Genomic DNA, 18,944 nt, shown 5'->3' with positions numbered 1-18,944 from the left:
TTCGCTGGTGATTCAGTAGCTGCGGATCAGCCCGACAAGCCTGCCCTGAATGCGTACCCGGTCTTCGGGCAGGATGCGCGTCTCATAGTTCGGGTTCGCCGCCTCCAGTGCGATCATCGCGCCGCGACGACGATAGCGTTTCAGCGTCGCTTCCTGATTGTCGACGAGGGCGACGACGATGTCGCCATTCTCGGCGGTGTCCTGCTCGCGGATCACGACGACATCGCCGTCATTGATCCCGGCTTCGATCATGGAATCACCTGTCACTTCAAGTGCGTAGTGATGCTCCCGGCCGGTCAGCATGGTGCCCGGAACCGCAATGTGATGCGATGCCTCGCTGATGGCCTCGATCGGGACGCCTGCCGCGATCCGGCCCATCAACGGCAGTTCCACCGCCGGGCTGTCAACGACCGACATGGCGCCGCGTGGGCGGGGCGCGCGGGTGTTGGTCAGCACGCGGGGCGTGAACCCTTCGGAGGCAGGTTTCCGTTCGGAACTGTCGCGCTGGGTCAGGGCGTCGGGCAGGCGCACGATTTCCAGCGCGCGGGCGCGGTGGGGCAGGCGACGGATGAAGCCCCGTTCCTCCAGCGCCGTCACCAGCCTGTGGATGCCCGATTTGGACCGCAGATCCAGAGCGTCCTTCATTTCATCGAAAGAGGGCGGGACGCCGTCCCTGGCCATGCGTTTCTGAATGAATTCCAGCAACTGGATCTGTTTTCTCGTCAGCATGGCGGCCTCACCTTCCAAGTTCTGCTAATGTTCTAGCCTATCGGCAAAATCGCGTCAATCAGCAGAACATTTCAGGCTGAACAAAAGGTTAAGCGCTGCGTGGACAGGGGCAGGCAGTCGATTGTCTCGCCTTTGCGGCGCGGGCCGTCATGGGCCGGACGGATCATCAGCACATCGGCCTGCGACAGCAGCGACAGGCGGGCCGAGTCCTGATCGCCGAAAGGCGTCACGCAGGGCAGGTCGCAGCCGCCGTCCAGCCGCGCGCGCAGATAGTGCTGGCGGGGGCCTTCGGGACCAAGATCACAGCCCAGACGGGCGCGGAGCAGCGGTTGCATCGGCGCGAGGCCTTGCATCGCGCGAATGAGAGGTTGCATGAATAAGATCGCGCAAGTGATTGCCGAAACAGGGTTTCCGGGAAGGCCAAGCATCGGCATTCCGGCAAGGCGCCCGGCCAGAAGCGGCTTTCCCGGTCTCATGGCGATTTTGTAGAAAGATCGCTCAAACCCCTGTTCGGCGGCGATCTTTCCGATCAGATCGTGATCGCCGACCGAGGCGCCACCAATCGTCACCAGCAGATCGGCACCGATGGCTGCGGCAAAGCCCGCGCGCAGGCTGTCGGCTGTATCGCGCGCGATGGGCAGCAGGCGCGGCACGCCGCCCGCCTCGGTCACCAGCGCGGCAATGGCCAGATCGTTGGAGCTGATGATCTGCCCCGCGGCCGGGCTGGCGCCGGGGGGGACAAGCTCATCCCCGCCCGCGAGGATGGCGACTTCGGGGCGGCGGGCGACCTCGATCTGCGGCAGGTTCATCGCGGCCAGCAGGCCGATATCGGCGGCAGAGAGGCGACGCCCGGCGGCCAGCCGGTCGCCGGTGCTGAAATCGCTGCCCGCTGCGCGGATATGGCGGCCCTGCGAGGGCCGGGTCACGGTGACCCGGTCGCCGTCGCGGACGGTGTTTTCCTGCATTTCGACGCGGTCATAGCCGGGCGGCACCGGGGCGCCGGTAAAGATGCGGATCGCCGTGCCGGGGCGGGGCGTGCCCTGCCACGGATGGCCTGCGGCCGATTCCCCGATCAGGTCGAGCGGGCCGGGCAGGTCGGCCTCGCGCAGGGCGTAGCCGTCCATGGCGGCTGCATCGAAGGGCGGTTGGGTCAGCCGCGCCGGAGGGGCGGACAGCAGCGCGCGGCCATAGGCCTGCGCCAGCGAGACCGTTTCCGCGCGGGGCGTCGCGGCGAGGGCCAGAACATGCGCCAGCGCCGCGTCGACCGTGATCATGGTGCGGCCTCGTAGGGGCCTGATTTTCCACCGGTCTTGCGCAGCAGCCGGATACCCTCGATGCGCATGTCCTTTTCGGCGGCCTTGAGCATGTCATAGACGGTCAGGCAGGCGATGGACACGGCGGTCAGTGCCTCCATCTCGACGCCGGTGGGGCCGGTGGTGCGCACGGTGGCGGTCACGCGGATGCCGGGCAGGTCGGGGTCGGCGGTCAGCTCCAGCGCGACCCGGGACAGCGGCAGCGGGTGGCAGAGCGGGATCAGATCGGCGGTCCGCTTGGCGCCCATGATCCCGGCCAGCCGCGCCACGCCCAGCACATCGCCCTTGGCAGCCCCGCCCTGGGCAAGGGCCAGCGTGGCGGGGGACATGAGGACCAGCCCCTCGGCCACGGCCTCGCGCGCGGTCGCGGGCTTGTGCGACACATCGACCATATGCGCCTGACCGGCGGCGTCGAAATGGGTCAGGCTCATGCCGCGACGTCCAGAATGGCGCGGGTGGCGGCGGTGACATCGGCCTGCCGCATCAGGCTTTCGCCGATCAGGAAGCGCCGGGCGCCGATCTTCATCATCGCCCCCAGATCGGCGGCGCTGAACAACCCGCTTTCGCAGACGACCTGTCTGTCGTCGGGGATGCGGGGGGCCAGATCGCGGGTCACGTCCAGCGTCACGTCAAAGGTCCGCAGGTTGCGGTTGTTGATCCCGATCAGCGGCGATTTCAGGTGCAGGGCGCGGTCGAGTTCGGGCGCGTCATGGACCTCGATCAGCACATCCATGCCCCAGTGAAGGGCGGCGTCTTCCAGATCACGCGCCAGCGCGTCCTCGACCGAGGCCATGATGATCAGGATGCAATCGGCGCCCCAGGCGCGCGCCTCGGTCACCTGATAGGTGTCGTAGAGGAAATCCTTGCGCAAAGCAGGCAGATCGCAGGCGTCGCGCGCGGCGGTGAGGTATTCGGGCGCGCCCTGAAAGCTGGGCCCGTCGGTCAGCACCGACAGGCAGGCAGCCCCGCCCTTCTGATAGGCGCGGGCCAGTGCGGGCGGGTCGAAATCGGGGCGGATCAGGCCCCTGGAGGGGCTGGCCTTCTTGATCTCGGCGATCAGCGCCGGGCCGGTGGTGGCGGCCCGGTCGAGGGCGCGGGCAAAGCCGCGCGGGGGCGTGGCCGCACGGGCGGCGGCGTCGAGCTGGGCCAGCGGACGGGCGGCGCGGGCGGCCGCGATCTCGTCGAGCTTGTAGGCCTTGATCTTGTCGAGGATGTCCATGTCCGCTGTTCTAGCGCGTGGTCGCGGGCGGGGGAAGGGGGGCGCTGCCCCCCGTCCTGCGGACTCCCCCCGGGATATTTTCGTGAAGAAGAGGTTATCTTGTCCAGTCGATGGGGGGGGCGTTGCGGGCGGTCAGCCAATTGTTGATCTGGCTGAAGGGGCGCGAGCCGAAAAAGCCGCGCCGGGCCGAGAGGGGCGAGGGATGGGCGGTGGCGATGGTCAGGTCCTCTGGGCGCGGCAGGCCCGCCAGCGCCCTTTGTGCGTGCCTGCCCCAGAGCAGGAAAGCCAGCGGGCCGTGGCGCTGCGCCTCGGTCACGGCTTGCCGGGCGAGGCGGTCCCAGCCCCATGTCGCATGGGCGCCCGCCTGCCCCGGCGGCACGCTGAGCGCGGTGTTGAGCAGCAGCACGCCCTGTCCGGCCCAATGGGACAGATCGCCGGTGGCGGGGGCCGTGCCCAGATCCTGGCGCAGTTCGGTGAAGATGTTGGAGAGCGAGCGGGGCAGCGGCGTCTGCGGCGTGACCGAAAAGGCCAGTCCGTTGGCATGGCCCGGCGTGGGGTAGGGGTCCTGGCCCAGAATCACCACCCGCACCCGGTCGGGCGGGGTTGCGCTCAGCGCGGCAAAGAGGCGGTCAGGGCCGGGCAGCCAGCCGGGGCCTGCGGTCAGCCGGTCGCGCAGGTCGGGCCAATCGGTGGTGAAGAAGGGCAGATGTGCCCAGGGCTCGGGCGGGGTCACGGTTCGGGCGGGCCGGTGACGTCGGCCAATGCGGTCAGCCGTGCGCGGGCGGCGCCGCTGTCGATGGATTGCGCCGCCATGGCCGCGCCTTCGCGCAGGCTGGTCGCCTTGTCGGCCACGATCAGGGCGGCGGCGGCGTTCAGCAGCACCGCGTCGCGATAGGCGCCCGGCGCGCCGTCCAGCAATGCGCGGAAGGCTGCAGCATTGTGCTGAGGCTCGCCGCCGATGATCGCCTCGAACGGGTGGCGGGGCAGGTCTGCGTCTTCGGGGGTGACGGTGAAATCCTCGATCCGGCCGTTTTTCAGCGCGGCCACGCGGGTCGGGCCTGCGATGCTGATCTCATCGGTGCCGTCGCTGCCATGGACCAGCCATGCCGCGTCCGAGCCCAGATCGCGCAGCACCTCGGCCATGGGGCGGATCCACTGGGCGCTGAAGGCGCCGGTCAGCTGGCGGCGGACCGAGGCCGGGTTGGTCAGCGGCCCCAGCAGATTGAAGACCGTGCGCGTGCCCAGTTCGGCCCGCGGCGGGCCGACATGGCGCATGGCCGGGTGGTGCATCGGCGCCATCATGAAGCAGATGCCCGCGCGGGTGATCGCCTGCTGCGCCACCGCAGGCCCGCCCATCACATTGATGCCCATATGGGTCAGCGCATCCGCCGCGCCCGATTTCGACGACAGGTTGCGGTTGCCGTGCTTGGCCACCGGCACGCCCGCGCCCGCCACCACAAAGGCCGTGGCGGTCGAGATGTTCAGCGTGCCCTTGCCGTCGCCGCCGGTGCCCACGATGTCCATCGCGCCTGCGGGGGCGGTGATGCGGTTCATGCGGGCGCGCATGGCGCGGGCGGCGGCGGCGATCTCATCGACCGTCTCGCCGCGCACCCGCAGCGCCATCAGGAGGCCGCCGATCTGGGCCGGGGTGGCGGCGCCGTCGAACAGGGCTGAAAAGGCGGCCTCGGCCTCGGGGCCGGTCAGCGGGCGGGTGGCGGCAATGCCGATCAGCGGGCGGATGTCGGTCATGCGGCGTCCTTGCGGGCCGGGCAGCGGGCCAGAAAGTTGCGGATCATCTCGTGCCCGTATTCCGAGGCGATGGATTCGGGGTGGAACTGCACGCCCTCGATCGGCAGCGCCTCGTGGATCAGCCCCATGATGGTGCCGTCATCCGAGGTGGCGGTGACGCGCAGGCAGTTGGGCAGGCTTTCGGGTTCGACCGTCAGCGAGTGATAGCGGGTCGCGTTCAGGGGCGAGGGCAGGCCGGTGAAGACCCCGGTGCCGTCATGGCGGATCGCATCGACCTTGCCGTGCAGGATGCGGGTGGCGCGCACGACGCGGCCGCCAAACGCCTCGCCGATGGCCTGATGGCCCAGGCAGACGCCCAGCAGCGGAATGCCCCGGTCGGCTGTCGCGCGGATCAGGTCGAGGCAGATCCCCGCCTGCGCCGGATCGCAGGGGCCGGGCGAGATGACGATGCCGTCGGGCGCCATGGCCAGCGCCTCGGCCACGGTGATCTGGTCGTTGCGGCGCACCACGACCTCGGCCCCGGCCTCGCCCATGTAATGCACCAGATTCCAGGTGAAGCTGTCGTAATTGTCGATCAGAAGGATCATGGGGCCACCTGTGGGCTGGACGGGCAGGGTGCTTCGCGGGCGGTTTCCCCCCACGAAAGCGTCGGCTATAGATGAGGCAAAGCGCATCCGGGGGTCAAGAGCAGCCCGGCCTGAAAAGGCAATTGGCGGTTTTCGGGCGGCGGGTCCGGCGGCGGATGCGGCGGCGGATGCGGACAACAGAACAGAACGGGCGGCGCATATGCGCGCCAAGGACGGGGCAGATGGCAGGCGGTTTCTTTCGGGGCGTGATCCATGGTGCGGGCCTCAGCGCGGCGGTCCTGCTGGGCTGGTCGCTGCTGGCGCCCCTGCCGCGGCAGGCGCCCGCGCCCGACGTCGCGCCGGTGGCGGATCCTGTGGCCGACCCTGTGGCCGACAGTCCCGTGCCGCAGGCCCTTGCACCCGGCGTGCCCCCGTCGTCGCCGGACGCGGTCCCGCCCGCAGCCGGACCGCAGGCGGTGCCCGATGCGCAGACCCTGCCGGACGCGCAGGCATCGCCCCAGGCGGGGACGATGGATCTGCCGGTCGGGTCTGAATTCGGGCGTGGCGGGGATCTGCCGCCGCGACTGCCCGCAGCGGTCAGCGGGCCTGTGGACCAGCCTTCGGCCCTGGCGCCCGCCATTGTGCCTCCGGTCGCGGAGACCGAGGCTGCACCTGTTGCGGCAACCGGCGGCACCGGGCGGCCCGAGACCGCCGCCGACCCCGAGGGGCCGGCCCAACCCACCGCTCAGGCCGAATCCGCCAGCCCGGCCATCACCTTTCCGGACGCGGCGCCGGATGCGTCCTTCTCGACGCCGCCGCTGACCCCGCCCGCGCTTGGTCCCCGCGACGCCCGTGACGAGGTGCCGCTGCCTCTGCCTGCACCGGAGGGTGCAGCTCAGGAGAAGCCCGATACCACAGCGGATGCCGCGCCCGATGCCGCGCCCGAGGCCGTGGCGCCCGTTGCCATCCCGCGTCTTTATGCCCCGGCGCTGGACCTGTCCCTTCCCCCCGATCTCAGCGATCTTCGCCGACTGGAGCGTGACTGACATGGCCCCCCTGAACCCCGCGCTTGCCGCCACCTTCGCCCCGCCGGTCATGGAGGCGCGGCGCTGGCTGGAGGGCGTGACCTTCCCCCCCGACAGGCCGCTGCTGAATGTCAGTCAGGCGGCCCCCGTCGATCCGCCCCCCGAGGCGCTGCGCCGCGTGATTGCCGAGGCGGCGCTGAACCGGCCCGAGGCGCATCTTTATGGCCCGGTGCTGGGCAATCCCGATCTGCGCGATGCTGTGGCGCAGGAATTCTCGCGCGGCTATGGCGGGCAGGTGGCGCCCGCGCAGGTGGCGATCACGCAGGGCTGCAATCAGGCGTTCTGTGCGGTGATGACCAGCCTTGCCGGGGCGGGGGACGAGGTGATCCTGCCGACGCCATGGTATTTCAACCATAAGATGTGGCTGGACATGGCGGGCGTGCAGACGCTGCCCTTGCCCTGCGGTGATGACCTGCTGCCCGATCCCGACCGGGCCGCAGTCCTGATCGGGCCGCGCACGCGGGCCATCGTGCTGGTCACGCCCAACAACCCCTCGGGCGCGGAATATCCCGCCGAACTGGTCGCGCGGTTCTTCGATCTGGCGCAGGCGCATGGCATCGCGCTGGTGCTGGACGAGACCTATCGCGATTTCGACAGCCGCGACGGCGCACCGCATGACCTGCTGGCGCGGCCTGACCGGGACCGGACGCTGATCCAGCTCTACAGCTTTTCCAAGGCCTACCGCCTGACCGGGCACCGTGTCGGCGCGCTGATCGCGGCCACCGCCCGCATGGCCCAGATCGAGAAGTTTCTCGACACCGTGGCGATTTCCACCTCGCAGCTGGGGCAGATCGGGGCGTTGTGGGGGATGGTGAACCTTGGTCCGTGGCTGGCGGGCGAACGCGCCGAGATTCTGGCGCGCCGGGCGGCCACCGAAACGGCGCTGGCGGCGTTGCCCGGCTGGCGGGTCAAAAGCGTCGGCGCCTATTTCGCATGGGTGGAACATCCGTTTGCCGAAAGCTCGGCCGATCTGGCGCGGCGGATGGTGCGCGAGATCGGCGTGCTGGCGCTGCCCGGCACGATGTTCACGCCGCCCGATGATCCGGCGGGCGCGCGCCACCTGCGGCTGGCATTCGCCAATGTCGATGCGGCGGGCATCGGTCAACTTGCCGGAAGGCTGGGGCAATTGCGGGGCTGACGCCCTTGTCGCCACGCCTGCGCCGTCCTAAGACGGCAGCGATACAAGAAGGAGGAAACCCCCGCCATGGCCAACCTGCGCACCAAGGGTAAATCGACCGTCGTCTGGATCCTGATGGGTCTGATGGTGCTGGGGCTGGGGGGCTTTGGCGTCACCAGCTTTTCGGGCGGCTCGACCGCCATCGGCCAGGTGGGGGAAACCCGCGTGACCGCCGATGAATATGCCCGCGCCCTGCGCGGCGAGATGATGGCGATCACACGCCAGACCGGCCAGCCGCTGTCCATGGCCGAGGCGCAGGCGATGGGGGTGCCGCAGGCGGTGCAGGCCAGCCTGTTCACCGCAGCCGCCCTTGCGGAACAGGCCCGCGGCATGGGCGTGTCCGTCGGTGACGAGCAGGTGGCAAAGACGATCCTTGCCGCCGAGGCATTCCGCGGCCCGAACGGTCGCTTTGACCGCGCCGCCTATGCCGAGGTCCTGCGCCGCGAGCGTCTGTCCGAGGCCGATTTCGAGGCCGCCGTCCGCGCCGACGAATCCCGCATGCTGCTGCAGCGCGCCGTGGCGGGCGGCGTTGTGGCGCCCGCGCCGGTGGTCGATCAGACCACACGCTGGGTGCTGGAGACGCGCGATTTCAGCTGGCGCGAACTGACCGAGGCCGATCTGCCCGCCCCGGTGGCCGAACCCGACGAGGCCACGCTGGAGGCCTGGCATGCCGCCAATGCCGGTCGCTTCACCACGCCCGAGCGGCGGCGCATTTCCTATGCCTGGGTGACACCGCAGATGCTGGCCGCCGAGGTCACGCTGGACGAGGCGGCGCTGCGGGCCGTCTATGACCAGAACATCGACGAATTCCAGCAGCCCGAGCGGCGCATGGTCAGCCGCCTGATCTTTGCCAGCGAGGCCGAGGCCCAGACCGCTGCCGACGCTGTCGCTGTGGGCGAACAACCCTTCGAGGCCTTCGTGCTGCAACGCGGGCTGACGCTGGACGATATTGATCTGGGCGCGGTCAGCGAGGCGCAGCTTGGCGCCGCCGGGGCGCAGGTCTTTGCGCTGGACCAGAACGGCGTCGTGGGGCCGGTTCAGACCGATCTGGGCTGGGCGCTGTTCTCGGTCAATGCGATCCTCGATCCGGTGGACGTTCCCTTTGAAGAGGCCCGCGAGGGTCTGCGCGCCGAGGCGGCCCTGTCGCGCGCCGTGCGTCTGATCCAGGACCGCACGCCGGACTACGAAGACCTGCTGGCGGGCGGCGCCTCGATCGAGGACCTGGCGGCCGAGACCGAGATGCAGGCGGATCAGATCGACTGGAACGCCGATGAAGAGCCCGCCGAGGGCAGTATCGCGGGCTATCAGAGCTTCCGCGACCGCGCCGCCGACATCAGCGAGAGCGACTTTCCCGAACTGCTGGAGCTTGCCGATGGCGGTGTGTTCACGCTGCGCCTCGATGAGGTGGTGCCGCCGGCGCTGATCCCCTTTGACGAGGTGCGCGACGCGGTTCTGGCCGACTGGCGCGAGGCCGAGGTGCAGCGCCAGCTTCTGGAACTGGCCGATGACCTGCGTGTGGCCGCGCTGTCCGATACCGTGCCCGCAAACGGCGACGCGCCTGTGACCGGCGGCAACGGCGTGGTTCAGAACCCGGTTCCGCAGAACGACCCGGCGGTCCCCGCACCCCCGCAGGACGCTGTGCAGCCAGAGGCGGGTGCGCAGGACGATCCGCAGGATGATCCCTGGACGACCGAAACCGGCCTGACGCGCGATGCGTGGGTTCAGGACTTGCCGCAGCCGGTGATGGTGCAGGCCTTCGAGATTGATGAGCCGGGCGAGGTCGAGGTGGTCGATGCGGGCAATCTCGTGCTGCTGGTGCGCCTTGACCAGATCGGCGATGCGGATCTTTCGGGCGAGGATGCACAGATGATCCAGGGCCGTGTGGCCGAGCGTGTCAGCCAGTCGCTGCAGGGCGATATCTTTGACTACTATGCCCGCCATGTTCAGCGCGAGCAGCGGATCGAGGTCAACCAATCCGCCATTAACGCCGTCAATACGCAGGTTCAGTGATGCAGCTTTCGCCGGATTTCGACGCCTTTCAGCGCGAATGGCATGAGGGACACAACCAGCTTGTGACGATCCGTCTGGCCGCCGATCTGGACACGCCGGTCAGCCTGATGCTGAAACTGGCCGAGGCCGCGCCGCACAGCTTCATGCTGGAATCGGTCACGGGGGGCGAGGTACGTGGCCGCTATTCGATCGTCGGCATGAAGCCGGACCTGATCTGGCAATGCCGCGACGGTCGCGCGCAGATCAACCGTCAGGCGCGGTTCTCGGACGCGTATCAGGACGATCCGGCCCCGGCGCTGGACAGTCTGCGCGCGCTGATCGCCGAAAGCCGGATCGACGCTATGCCCGAGGGCGTGCCGCCGGTCGCGGCGGGGCTGTTCGGCTATCTGGGCTATGACATGATCCGGCTGGTCGAACATCTGCCCGATGTGAACCCCGACCCGCTGGACCTGCCCGACGCGATCCTGATGCGCCCTTCGGTCGTGGCGGTGCTGGACGGGGTCAAGGGCGAGGTGACGCTGTGTGCGCCCGCCTGGCATGACGGGTCCGACAATGCCCGTGCCGCCTATGCCCGCGCCGCCGAGCGGGTGATGGACGCGCTGAAATCGCTGGACCGCGCGCCGTCCGAGCCGCGCGCCCTGGGCGAGGATGCGCAGATCGGGGCGCCGGTTTCGAACTTCTCGAAGCCCGGTTATCTGGCGGCGGTGGAGCGGGCGAAGGACTATATCCGCGCGGGCGACATCTTTCAGGTCGTGCCCAGCCAGCGCTGGCGGATGGAGTTTCCGCTACCGCCCTTTGCGCTGTATCGGTCGCTGCGGCGCACCAACCCGTCGCCCTTCATGTTCTTTCTGAACATGGGCGGGTTTCAGATCGTCGGCGCCAGCCCGGAAATCCTGGTGCGCCTGCGCGACGGCGAGGTCACGATCCGCCCCATCGCGGGCACGCGCCCGCGTGGTGCCGACGAAGCGCAGGACCGCGCGCTGGAGGCCGATCTTCTGGGCGATCCCAAGGAACTGGCCGAGCATCTGATGCTGCTGGATCTGGGCCGCAACGATGTGGGCCGCGTCGCGCGCCCCGGCACGGTGCGGCCGACCGAACAGTTCGTGATCGAACGCTACAGCCATGTCATGCACATCGTCTCGAATGTGGTGGGGCAGCTGCGCGAGGGCGAGGATGCGCTGTCGGCGCTGCTGGCGGGTCTGCCTGCCGGCACGGTGTCCGGCGCACCCAAGGTCCGCGCCATGCAGATCATCGACGAACTGGAGCCGGAAAAGCGCGGCGTCTATGGCGGCGCGGTCGGCTATTTCGCGGCCAATGGCGAGATGGATATGTGCATTGCCCTGCGCACGGGTGTCGTCAAGGACGGGGCGCTGTACATTCAGGCGGGCGGCGGCGTGGTCTATGACAGCGACCCCGAGGCTGAGTTCATGGAGACGGTCAATAAAAGCCGCGCGCTGCAACGCGCCGCCGAAGAGGCCGCCCGCTTTGTGCGCAGCACCAACAGCTGAACCTGCCATCGGTGGCAGAACGGAAAACGGCGGCCCGGAGGCCGCCGTTTGTCATCTGACAGATCATATGGTGTGAAACGTCGCGATCAGTTCGACGCCGGAGGGGTTTCCGGGTCGGCTGCCGGGTCCGCCATCGGGTCGGCTGCCGGGTCCGCCATCGGGTCCGCGGCGGGGTCCGTCATCGGGTCAGCGGCGGGGTCCGCCATCGGGTCAGCAGCGGGGTCGGCCATCGGGTCAGCAGCGGGGTCGGCCATCGGCTCTGCCGCCATCGGATCAGCTGCGGGCGCCATCGCCGGGTCGCCAGCCGGGGCCATCGCCGGATCAGTCGCCATACCGTCAGCTGCCGGCGCATCCGTACGGTCACGGAAGACATATTCGGGCGCCGCGTCGGCTTCGTCAGTGGTCAGATCGCTGGTGATCTCGCGGGCGTCATAGTTGATCGACAAATCATCCCACGGCAGTGCGATGTTTTTCTGACCGATCCCCAGGAAACCGCCAACGCCGATCACGGCGGCTTTCAGCTCACCCGTATCGCCGTCGACAATCAGGTCGCTGATCGAACCGATATTGGTCCCGTCGGGGGACGCAACGGTGGTGCCCGTGATCCAGTCGATCCGCAACTCGTTCGCGGCCTGCTGCTGGACCACCTTTTCCGCCGCTGCGGCCTGTGCGGCCATTTCGTCGGCGTCAGTTTCCCCGGCAGCCATATCGTCAGCCATCGGCTCGGTGGTCATCGTATCCGTGGTCATCGGATCCGCGGCCATCGGCGCCGTCGTTTCAGGCTGCATGGCCGGATCTGCAGCGGGAACCGCATCCTGAGCGAAGGCCGCACCCACGGTAAAGGGCAGGGCGACAACGCTGGTCAAAAGGAACTTGCGCATGTGAAATCCTCCTGTAATTGACGCACCCGGGTTGTTGGGCGCGATTGACAGGACAATCATTCCGGCAGCGCTTCGGTTCCCCGGTGACCGTTCAGATATGCACCAATGCGGCGGAACCCTGCCGATCCGTCAGTCCTGACCGCGGAACGGCTGCACGTATTGCAGCGCCATATCCCAGGGGAAAAAGATCCACGTGTCCTGGCTGACCTCGGTGACGTAGCTTGCCACCATCGGCTTGCCCTTGGGCTTGGCGTAAACGGTGGCCATGTGAACCTTGGGGTACATCTCGCGGATCAGTTCCAGCGTGCGACCGCTGTCGACCAGATCGTCGACGACCAGAATACCCTCGCCATCGCCCATCAGTTCGGCATCCGGGCGCTTGAGCACTTCAAGCTGACCCTGACCGGCCCCGGTCCCGACGCCCTTGTAAGAGCGGATCGAAATTGTGTCGATCGTGCGGATGTCCAGCTCGCGCGCGACGATCATGGCGGGCACCAGCCCGCCACGGGTGACGGCCACCACGGCGCGCCATTCGGTGCCGTCAAGGCGCCAGGCAAGCGCGCGCGCGTCGCGGTGCAGCTGGTCCCAGCTGACATGAAAGCCCTTTTCGTGGGGCAGGCGGTCGGATGACATGAGGTGCTCCTTACGTGGTCGCAAGCCTGAGGCCCATCAGGCCCAGAAGTCCGCCAAATACGCGGTCGATCGTGGTCTTCAGCCCCAGATAACCGCGCCGGGTCCGTTCGAGCGAGAAAATCCGCGCCACAATGACATTCCAGCCCGCATCATTCACAAAAATCAGGGCAAGGATCAGCAGATAGGCCCAGACCGGCGCCTGTGGCGGCAGAAAGGTCAGAAAGATGGTGCCGAAGAACACGGCGGGCTTGGGATTGGCCAGCTGTGCCGCAATGCCCAGCCAGACAAGGCCCAGGGCCCCGCGCCGCGCGGTGCCCGCAGAAAGGCCCGTCTCCAGCGGCTCGGGGGCGTGGCGCCACATCTTCCAGGCAAGATACAGCAGATAGGCCGCGCCCGCATATTTCAGCGCGACCAGCAGGCCGGGGGCGACACGGAACAGCACCGCCAGACCAAAGATCGCCGCTGCGGCCCAGATGCAGGCGCCAAGGCCGATGCCGACGGCCAGCCACGCCCCGCGTCCAAACCCTTCGCGCAGGCCGGTGCGCGCGGCCAGCACCACGGCGGGGCCGGGCGAAATCGCCGCCGCCAGATGCACCAGCCAGATCGCAACCAGCGCGGCAATCGTCATGCTGGGTCGCGCCCCTTGGTGGCGTCGATGTCGGGCGCGTCCACCGCCTTCATGCCGACGACATGATAGCCTGCATCGACGTGATGCGTCTCGCCGGTGACGCCGCTGCCCAGATCCGACAGCAGATAGAGCGCGGATTTGCCCACGTCTTCCTGCGTGACATTGCGACGCAGGGGCGAGTTCAGCTCGTTCCATTTCATGATATAGCGGAAGTCACCGATACCGCTGGCGGCCAGCGTCTTGATCGGTCCGGCGCTGATCGCATTGACGCGGATGCCGTCCTTGCCGAAATCCTCGGCCAGATAGCGGACCGATGCCTCCAGCGCGGCCTTGGCGACGCCCATCACATTATAGTGCGGCATGACGCGTTCGGCGCCGTAATAGGTCAGCGTCAGGATAGAGCCGCCGCCGGTCATCATCGCCGCCGCGCGACGGGCGACTGCCGTGAAGGAATAGACGGAAATATCCATCGTCATCATGAAGTTGTCGCGGGTGGTTTCGGCATAGCGGCCGCGAAGCTGTTCCTTGTCGGAAAAGCCGATGGCGTGGACGATGAAATCCAGCCCGCCCCATTTCGCCTGAAGATCGGCGAACAACTGGTCGATCGTGGTCTCGTCCGAGACATCGCAGGGCAGCACAAGATCCGAGCCCAGCTGCCCGGCCAGCGGGCCGACCCGCTTTTTCAGCGCCTCACCCTGATAGCTGAAGGCAAGTTCCGCGCCCTCGGCAGCCAGGGCCTTCGCGATGCCCCAGGCAATTGATTTGTCATTCGCCAGCCCCATGATAAGGCCGCGCTTGCCCGCCATAAGGCCGCACCGCTGCTCGCTTGACATTGGCTGTTCCCCGCGCTTTCACCATTTTCTTGAATTGTGATTAGGCCAATCACTCTGGGGCTTCAAGCGCGCAAGGACCGGGCAATGGATGAACGCAGTGGAATATTTGCCGGCGACGATCCGTTTCAGATCGTGCGCGACTGGCTGGCCGAGGCCGAGGCCGTCGAGCCCAACGACCCCAACGCGATTGCGCTGGCGACGGTCGACCCCGACGGCATGCCCGACGCGCGCATGGTGCTGCTGAAGGACATCGACGGCGCCGGCACCGATGGCTCGTTCGTGTTCTACACCAATTACGACAGCGCCAAGGGCCGCCAGATCGAGGCCAGCGGCAAGGCGGCTTTTGTCATGCACTGGAAGACGTTGCGTCGTCAGGTCAGGGTGCGCGGCCATGTCTCCCGCGAAGAGGGCGCGCAGGCTGACGCCTATTTCGCCAGCCGTGCCCTGCAAAGCCGGATCGGCGCGTGGTCATCGCGTCAGTCGCAGCCCCTGTCGGGGCGCGGCGCCCTCCTGGCCGAGGCTGCGCGGCAGGGTTTGCGCCATGGAACCAATCCGTCGAGACCGCCCTTCTGGGGGGGATACCGCCTGAAACCTGACCAGATCGAGTTCTGGGCAGACGGTGCTTTTCGTCTTCACGATAGATTTGTTTGGACAAAAGAGGCGGACAACCGCTGGTGTGTGACACGCCTCTCGCCATGAGTTGACGAGGGCGATAACATCGGTCTAATTGCCCGCTTTACTTTGTACAGACAAACACCCAACCTCGATGTTGTACGTGCGCGGCGACGCGGCTAATCCTGTATCAAGTGTAACCCGAATGACGACGTGGGAATGAAATGGTAGATGATGTTGGCCTGACGCGTGTGACCGGGCTGGTTAAATGGTTCGACCCGGCCAAGGGATACGGCTTTATACTTAACGACATCGGCGGGACCGACATTCTTCTGCATGCCAACGTCCTGCGGAACTTCGGTCGCGGTTCGGTTGCGGATCAGTCCCGCGTGACGGTTCTGGTGCAGACCACGACCCGCGGGCTGCAGGCCGCCGAGGTCCTGTCGATCGACCCTCCGGCGGCGACGGGAATGCCGCCGATTGCCGATCTGGACATGGAGGTCATCGAGCACCTCGATTCGTTGCCGCTGCGCCCGGCGCGGGTCAAATGGTTCGATAAATCCAAGGGATTCGGGTTCGCAAACATGTTCGGGCATCCTGATGACGTTTTTATACATATTGAGGTTGTGCGCCATTCCGGTTTTGCAGACCTTGTCATCGGCGAAGCAATCTGCCTGCGTGTCATCGAAGGGCCGCGCGGTCTGATGGCCGCTCAGGTCGCGTCGTGGGACAGTGCGGTCCCGGGTGACCGGGTTCCGGTGGGAAACGATGGTGAGCATCATGACGATGCGACCAGCTATCTTGCCCATGTTGCGCAATAGTCTTTTCGGCCTGATCCTCGCTTTGGCCTCTCTGGCGCCGTTTTCCGGCGCGGCAGAGGCCGCACCCGTGGCATCGGCCCAGATGGCAGTTTGCCGGGATAACCTGGCGGTTTTTGCCTTGCCCGATGGCCGCGCTCTGACCTTCGAGGTCGAGATTGCCGATACGGTTGCCACGCGTGCGCAGGGCCTGATGTATCGCCGGTCCTTGCCTGCGGGTGAGGGGATGCTGTTCATCTACGAATCGCCCGAGCCTGTCAGTTTCTGGATGCGCAACACGCTGATCCCGCTGGACCTTGTGTTCATGGATGAACGGGGTGTGATCCGCCATATTCACCGCAATGCCAGACCGCTGGATGAGACCCCGATCCCCGGCGCGTCGCCTCTGGATCCGGCGCCCGAGCGCCTGATGGTGCTGGAGATCGCGGGTGGAGAGGCCGCGCGCCTCGGTCTGGCCCGCGGGCAGGCGATGGCACATCCCCGACTTGATCCGGCATTTGCCGCATGGCCCTGCCAATAGGGCTTTTCCCCCTTGCCGCAATCCGCTAGAAGCGCGCTGTCGGGGCGTAGCGCAGCCTGGTAGCGCGACGGTTTTGGGAACCGTAGGCCGTAGGTTCGAATCCTATCGCCCCGACCAGCACCTGGGCCTTTCCTGAGGTGGCCGGTGACAGCGCCAGATTGTGCTCGATCCCTTTCGGCTGCATGCGTCGGCGACCCTCCCCCATATGCGTGGCGATCTCTTTCCGGTCCGCCCCTGCCTCCAGTCTCCCGGAACTTCGGCGCTCCTTTGCCTCGCCAGGCATCGTGACATTCGCGCCCACTGCCATCGGCGAGCTTCTTGCGGATGCGGTGGATGCCTTTGAGATCGCCTCGGGACCGACCTCCCGCGCGGCCTTTGCTGCGCGGCGAAGCCCGGCTCCGGTGAAGGTCGTGCGACGGGCCGTCAGGTGAACACCCCTGAACAATCGCAGCTGCGCTGATCAGCTTTTGACGACTGAGGCCACGGCATTGTCCCGCCGGTGCCGCGTCACGCGTTCCGGCCGGACAATGCCGCGCCCTAGCGGCTGTACTCGACAAGGCTGGATGCGCAGGCCGTGCGCTCTGTATTGCAGCTGACATAGGGAACGGGCGGTGTGGCGCAAGCGGAGAGGGCCAGCATAAAGATGACGTATTTCAAGATCAGTTCCTCCGAGGGTCCGGCTTGTCCGTCTGTGGTTCAGCCGGCAACCCGTGTTTGACTGCACACTCAACGCACCAGCCCGAAGTTCTTTCCTTGTCCTTTCGACAGGGTATGGCGGTGAATGAGCCGGAAAACCGGATGGCGGTCGCGGCGGCGCGCTGCAAGGCCATGATGTCGGCAGGTAACCTGATCCCGGAAGAATGCGGCCCGGACATCCGCGCCTCGCTGGCCAGCGGCAGTTTCGTGCTGGCTCAGAACATCGAGCCGCTGCCGGTGGGCAAGGACAGGGTCGGGGCCGTGCATCGCCACTATGCTGGCCGGAAAGCGATCCGCCCCGCCGATGCCTTTGACGCGATGATGCCTGCTACGGGTTGGCTCGCCATCTGGAACTGGCGGCGCAGGTTGACGGGATGCGGCGCCGGACCGGGATCGGCCCCGCGCTCGTCGTTTCCGTCCCCCGCAAATTCGGTGACGGGCGCTGGCGAACCGCGCTCAACCCTCTTCGGGTGGGCGCGGTCCTCCGGGCTGAGATTACTGGTTCTGTTTCGCGACCGCTTTCGAGACAACGTCCTTGGTGCTGGGGGCCGAGGCATTCGTCTTCGGCTTTTCCTTCTTCGGTTTCTTCTCGTCGCGTTTCCGCTTGTCCATGCCCTTGGCCATGATGTCGCTCCTGATGTGCCGCCGATGGTCGACGGACAAGATATCATACGCCAATCCCGGCGGGTGGAAAGAAACATCAGCGGCATCGTGCGCAGCGCGCCGAAAGGCGATGTGTTCCGACCCTGAGGTTGCGCCATGCCGAAGATCTCGATCGACGACGCCGAGCTGCAACGCAACCTGCGCCAGCTGGCGGACAGGGACGCGCGGGTGGCGGCCAGCGGGGCGCTGAAGGATACCGCCGACGACCAATCTCAAACCGGCAGGCTCTCGTTCATGAACGCGGGACCGACCGAGGGCAGGTCAGGGCGCATGACCGTAAAAACACAAGTATACAACTTGCATACCACGCGCGCGCAAGCGACATAGCTCAAGGCGGTTGAAATATGGTACATACATTTCTTCCCCACCTCCGAGCACAAGGCTGATGGCTATGACGATAATCTGCAGCAAATTGATCGCGCTTTTACGAAATCTCTCCGAGGGAGGTCGCAATGCCGAGGCAGATCCCGGGTTGATTTTGCGCGATTCACTGGCGCGCGCACAGATTGTCCTGGCGGCTGTCCCCATCATTTCGAGGGGCGCGACACTTGCGTCAGCCGACTGAATAACCGGCGACCGCTGGCCTGGCCCGGCATGGAGAAGGGCCAACAACCGGGCGACTGAACTCAGAAACCAACAACACAGAGCCGCCCGGTTGTTGCGGCGCTTATCACTCAACCTGACGTTCTGGTAAACCTGTCCTTCTGGACAGGTTTGCACTCCTGTCCTTGGCCCCCGCCATCGCGCGGGGCTTTTTGCATCGAGAATCGATATGGCACGCCAACCCGTCCGGTCGATCCAGACCGGGCTGAATGCGCCTGACTGTCAGCTGGTGGCCCGGCCGCGCCCGCTATCCCGTCAACGAGATCATCGCCCACTGCGCCGCCTACGCGCGCCGACTGGATGGCCGCTGTATCGGGCGCTGTTCATGCAGCAGCGGGGCACCTTCAGCGGCACCATTCCGCACCCTGAACCTCCAGCCCGTCCAGAGCGCGCGCGCTGGTGCAGACGATCGCGGGTGGCAAAAGCACATTCGAGGCGGGCAGGGCGTTCGCGGAGCGGATGCGGGCGAGCGGAAGTCCGGCAAAGCTGAACACCTCAAGCCCGGTGCCGCCAAAGAAGTGAGGCAGCGAAATCCTCGAAGGGTCACGTGGCGGCGGCATTGCGGTCCGAGAATACCGTTCTAGGCTCCAGACCCATTGATTTTACGCCCTTTACGTGATTCAGGCCGCCGCAAGGAGACCGATCAATGAGCAACCTGTTCTGGCTGACGGAAGCGCAGATGGCGCGCCTTCGCCCCTACT

Annotated in this window: 21 protein-coding genes and 1 tRNA gene; 10 read left to right on the top strand and 12 right to left on the bottom strand. The window is 66.9% G+C overall.

The genetic code is table 11. The features are described 5' to 3' along the window. Window positions 1-12: 12 nt before the first annotated feature. From lexA to ACK41U_RS03370, 7 genes are all read right to left on the bottom strand, one after another. Window positions 13-729, bottom strand: coding sequence for a transcriptional repressor LexA (lexA, locus tag ACK41U_RS03400; protein WP_409675955.1), 717 nt, complete (start codon window positions 727-729; stop codon window positions 13-15). Between the two features lie 71 nt (window positions 730-800). Beyond that, window positions 801-2,003 carry a gephyrin-like molybdotransferase Glp gene (glp, locus tag ACK41U_RS03395; protein ID WP_409675952.1) on the bottom strand — a complete coding sequence of 401 codons (1,203 nt, stop codon included), beginning with the start codon at window positions 2,001-2,003 and terminating at the stop codon, window positions 801-803. After that, window positions 2,000-2,473 (bottom strand): cyclic pyranopterin monophosphate synthase MoaC, encoded by a 474-nt coding sequence (gene moaC, locus ACK41U_RS03390; RefSeq protein ID WP_409675949.1) that lies wholly within the window; start codon window positions 2,471-2,473, stop codon window positions 2,000-2,002. The genes glp and moaC overlap by 4 nt, the downstream gene beginning before the upstream one ends. After that, the gene (gene trpC / locus ACK41U_RS03385) at window positions 2,470-3,261 is read right to left on the bottom strand and encodes an indole-3-glycerol phosphate synthase TrpC (protein WP_409675946.1); all 792 of its coding nucleotides are present in this window, start codon (window positions 3,259-3,261) and stop codon (window positions 2,470-2,472) included. Before trpC ends, moaC begins: the two co-directional genes overlap by 4 nt. Before the next feature lie 94 nt (window positions 3,262-3,355). Next, window positions 3,356-3,994: a uracil-DNA glycosylase gene (locus ACK41U_RS03380; RefSeq protein ID WP_409675943.1), complete on the bottom strand. Its 639-nt coding sequence runs from the start codon at window positions 3,992-3,994 to the stop codon at window positions 3,356-3,358. Beyond that, window positions 3,991-5,010: an anthranilate phosphoribosyltransferase gene (trpD, locus tag ACK41U_RS03375; RefSeq protein WP_409675940.1), complete on the bottom strand. Its 1,020-nt coding sequence runs from the start codon at window positions 5,008-5,010 to the stop codon at window positions 3,991-3,993. Before trpD ends, ACK41U_RS03380 begins: the two co-directional genes overlap by 4 nt. Further along, the gene (locus ACK41U_RS03370) at window positions 5,007-5,597 is read right to left on the bottom strand and encodes an anthranilate synthase component II (protein ID WP_409675937.1); all 591 of its coding nucleotides are present in this window, start codon (window positions 5,595-5,597) and stop codon (window positions 5,007-5,009) included. The genes trpD and ACK41U_RS03370 overlap by 4 nt, the downstream gene beginning before the upstream one ends. 221 nt (window positions 5,598-5,818) lie before the next feature. Here ACK41U_RS03370 and ACK41U_RS03365 point away from each other — a divergent pair, with 221 nt between their 5' ends. The 4 genes from ACK41U_RS03365 (at window position 5,819) to trpE (ending at window position 11,356) form a co-directional block, all read left to right on the top strand. After that, entirely contained in the window at window positions 5,819-6,622 is an 804-nt protein-coding gene (locus tag ACK41U_RS03365; protein ID WP_409675934.1) for a hypothetical protein, read from the top strand. Window position 6,623: 1 nt separating this feature from the next. After that, a complete protein-coding gene (locus ACK41U_RS03360; protein ID WP_409675931.1) occupies window positions 6,624-7,799 on the top strand; it encodes an aminotransferase in 1,176 nt (391 codons plus the stop codon). 66 nt (window positions 7,800-7,865) lie between these two features. Continuing rightward, the gene (locus ACK41U_RS03355) at window positions 7,866-9,848 is read left to right on the top strand and encodes a SurA N-terminal domain-containing protein (RefSeq protein WP_409675928.1); all 1,983 of its coding nucleotides are present in this window, start codon (window positions 7,866-7,868) and stop codon (window positions 9,846-9,848) included. Beyond that, a complete protein-coding gene (gene trpE, locus ACK41U_RS03350; protein WP_409675924.1) occupies window positions 9,848-11,356 on the top strand; it encodes an anthranilate synthase component I in 1,509 nt (502 codons plus the stop codon). The genes ACK41U_RS03355 and trpE overlap by 1 nt, the downstream gene beginning before the upstream one ends. An 86-nt stretch (window positions 11,357-11,442) precedes the next feature. On the opposite strand, the gene ACK41U_RS03345 is transcribed toward trpE, so the two are convergent. From ACK41U_RS03345 to fabI, 4 genes are all read right to left on the bottom strand, one after another. Further along, window positions 11,443-12,237, bottom strand: coding sequence for a PRC-barrel domain-containing protein (locus ACK41U_RS03345; RefSeq protein WP_409675922.1), 795 nt, complete (start codon window positions 12,235-12,237; stop codon window positions 11,443-11,445). Window positions 12,238-12,366: 129 nt separating this feature from the next. Beyond that, entirely contained in the window at window positions 12,367-12,870 is a 504-nt protein-coding gene (gpt, locus tag ACK41U_RS03340) for a xanthine phosphoribosyltransferase (protein ID WP_409675919.1), read from the bottom strand. A 10-nt stretch (window positions 12,871-12,880) separates the two neighbouring features. Beyond that, window positions 12,881-13,498, bottom strand: a complete 618-nt coding sequence (locus ACK41U_RS03335; protein ID WP_409675916.1) for a LysE family translocator — start codon at window positions 13,496-13,498, stop codon at window positions 12,881-12,883. Further along, on the bottom strand, window positions 13,495-14,331 hold the full coding sequence (fabI, locus tag ACK41U_RS03330; RefSeq protein ID WP_409675913.1) for an enoyl-ACP reductase FabI: 837 nt from the start codon (window positions 14,329-14,331) through the stop codon (window positions 13,495-13,497). Before fabI ends, ACK41U_RS03335 begins: the two co-directional genes overlap by 4 nt. Window positions 14,332-14,415: 84 nt before the next feature. Here fabI and pdxH point away from each other — a divergent pair, with 84 nt between their 5' ends. The 6 genes from pdxH (at window position 14,416) to ACK41U_RS03300 (ending at window position 17,967) form a co-directional block, all read left to right on the top strand. Continuing rightward, a complete protein-coding gene (gene pdxH, locus ACK41U_RS03325; protein WP_409675910.1) occupies window positions 14,416-15,030 on the top strand; it encodes a pyridoxamine 5'-phosphate oxidase in 615 nt (204 codons plus the stop codon). 137 nt (window positions 15,031-15,167) lie between these two features. Further along, a complete protein-coding gene (locus tag ACK41U_RS03320) occupies window positions 15,168-15,764 on the top strand; it encodes a cold-shock protein (RefSeq protein ID WP_409675907.1) in 597 nt (198 codons plus the stop codon). Then, window positions 15,751-16,281, top strand: coding sequence for a DUF192 domain-containing protein (locus tag ACK41U_RS03315; RefSeq protein ID WP_409675904.1), 531 nt, complete (start codon window positions 15,751-15,753; stop codon window positions 16,279-16,281). Before ACK41U_RS03320 ends, ACK41U_RS03315 begins: the two co-directional genes overlap by 14 nt. A gap of 40 nt (window positions 16,282-16,321) precedes the next feature. Further along, window positions 16,322-16,398: transfer RNA gene (locus ACK41U_RS03310), tRNA-Pro, on the top strand. Between the two features lie 660 nt (window positions 16,399-17,058). Further along, complete coding sequence (locus ACK41U_RS03305; RefSeq protein ID WP_409675901.1) at window positions 17,059-17,727, top strand: hypothetical protein; 669 nt, start codon at window positions 17,059-17,061, stop codon at window positions 17,725-17,727. 9 nt (window positions 17,728-17,736) lie between these two features. Continuing rightward, window positions 17,737-17,967 (top strand): hypothetical protein, encoded by a 231-nt coding sequence (locus tag ACK41U_RS03300; RefSeq protein ID WP_409675898.1) that lies wholly within the window; start codon window positions 17,737-17,739, stop codon window positions 17,965-17,967. 620 nt (window positions 17,968-18,587) lie between these two features. Here the strand turns inward: ACK41U_RS03300 and ACK41U_RS03295 are convergent. Next, entirely contained in the window at window positions 18,588-18,803 is a 216-nt protein-coding gene (locus ACK41U_RS03295) for a hypothetical protein (RefSeq protein ID WP_409675895.1), read from the bottom strand. Window positions 18,804-18,944: the final 141 nt, after the last annotated feature.

It is taken from the genome of Paracoccus sp. (in: a-proteobacteria) (assembly GCF_046289755.1).
Taxonomy (GTDB): Bacteria; Pseudomonadota; Alphaproteobacteria; order Rhodobacterales; family Rhodobacteraceae; genus Paracoccus.
This window is presented reverse-complemented; position numbering and strand designations above follow the sequence as displayed.

Bases quoted from the DNA above. Each gene is read 5' to 3' on its own strand.
- ACK41U_RS03295 (WP_409675895.1), bottom strand. From the start codon at position 18,803: ATGCCGCCGCCACGTGACCCTTCGAGGATTTCGCTGCCTCACTTCTTT.
- moaC (WP_409675949.1), bottom strand. From the start codon at position 2,473: ATGAGCCTGACCCATTTCGACGCCGCCGGTCAGGCGCATATGGTCGAT.
- glp (WP_409675952.1), bottom strand. From the start codon at position 2,003: ATGATCACGGTCGACGCGGCGCTGGCGCATGTTCTGGCCCTCGCCGCG.
- trpD (WP_409675940.1), bottom strand. From the start codon at position 5,010: ATGACCGACATCCGCCCGCTGATCGGCATTGCCGCCACCCGCCCGCTG.
- ACK41U_RS03355 (WP_409675928.1), top strand. From the start codon at position 7,866: ATGGCCAACCTGCGCACCAAGGGTAAATCGACCGTCGTCTGGATCCTG.
- fabI (WP_409675913.1), bottom strand. From the start codon at position 14,331: ATGTCAAGCGAGCAGCGGTGCGGCCTTATGGCGGGCAAGCGCGGCCTT.
- ACK41U_RS03370 (WP_409675937.1), bottom strand. From the start codon at position 5,597: ATGATCCTTCTGATCGACAATTACGACAGCTTCACCTGGAATCTGGTG.
- gpt (WP_409675919.1), bottom strand. From the start codon at position 12,870: ATGTCATCCGACCGCCTGCCCCACGAAAAGGGCTTTCATGTCAGCTGG.
- ACK41U_RS03345 (WP_409675922.1), bottom strand. From the start codon at position 12,237: ATGCGCAAGTTCCTTTTGACCAGCGTTGTCGCCCTGCCCTTTACCGTG.
- pdxH (WP_409675910.1), top strand. From the start codon at position 14,416: ATGGATGAACGCAGTGGAATATTTGCCGGCGACGATCCGTTTCAGATC.
- ACK41U_RS03365 (WP_409675934.1), top strand. From the start codon at position 5,819: ATGGCAGGCGGTTTCTTTCGGGGCGTGATCCATGGTGCGGGCCTCAGC.
- ACK41U_RS03360 (WP_409675931.1), top strand. From the start codon at position 6,624: ATGGCCCCCCTGAACCCCGCGCTTGCCGCCACCTTCGCCCCGCCGGTC.
- trpE (WP_409675924.1), top strand. From the start codon at position 9,848: ATGCAGCTTTCGCCGGATTTCGACGCCTTTCAGCGCGAATGGCATGAG.
- ACK41U_RS03315 (WP_409675904.1), top strand. From the start codon at position 15,751: ATGTTGCGCAATAGTCTTTTCGGCCTGATCCTCGCTTTGGCCTCTCTG.
- ACK41U_RS03335 (WP_409675916.1), bottom strand. From the start codon at position 13,498: ATGACGATTGCCGCGCTGGTTGCGATCTGGCTGGTGCATCTGGCGGCG.
- ACK41U_RS03320 (WP_409675907.1), top strand. From the start codon at position 15,168: ATGGTAGATGATGTTGGCCTGACGCGTGTGACCGGGCTGGTTAAATGG.
- lexA (WP_409675955.1), bottom strand. From the start codon at position 729: ATGCTGACGAGAAAACAGATCCAGTTGCTGGAATTCATTCAGAAACGC.
- trpC (WP_409675946.1), bottom strand. From the start codon at position 3,261: ATGGACATCCTCGACAAGATCAAGGCCTACAAGCTCGACGAGATCGCG.
- ACK41U_RS03300 (WP_409675898.1), top strand. From the start codon at position 17,737: ATGCCGAAGATCTCGATCGACGACGCCGAGCTGCAACGCAACCTGCGC.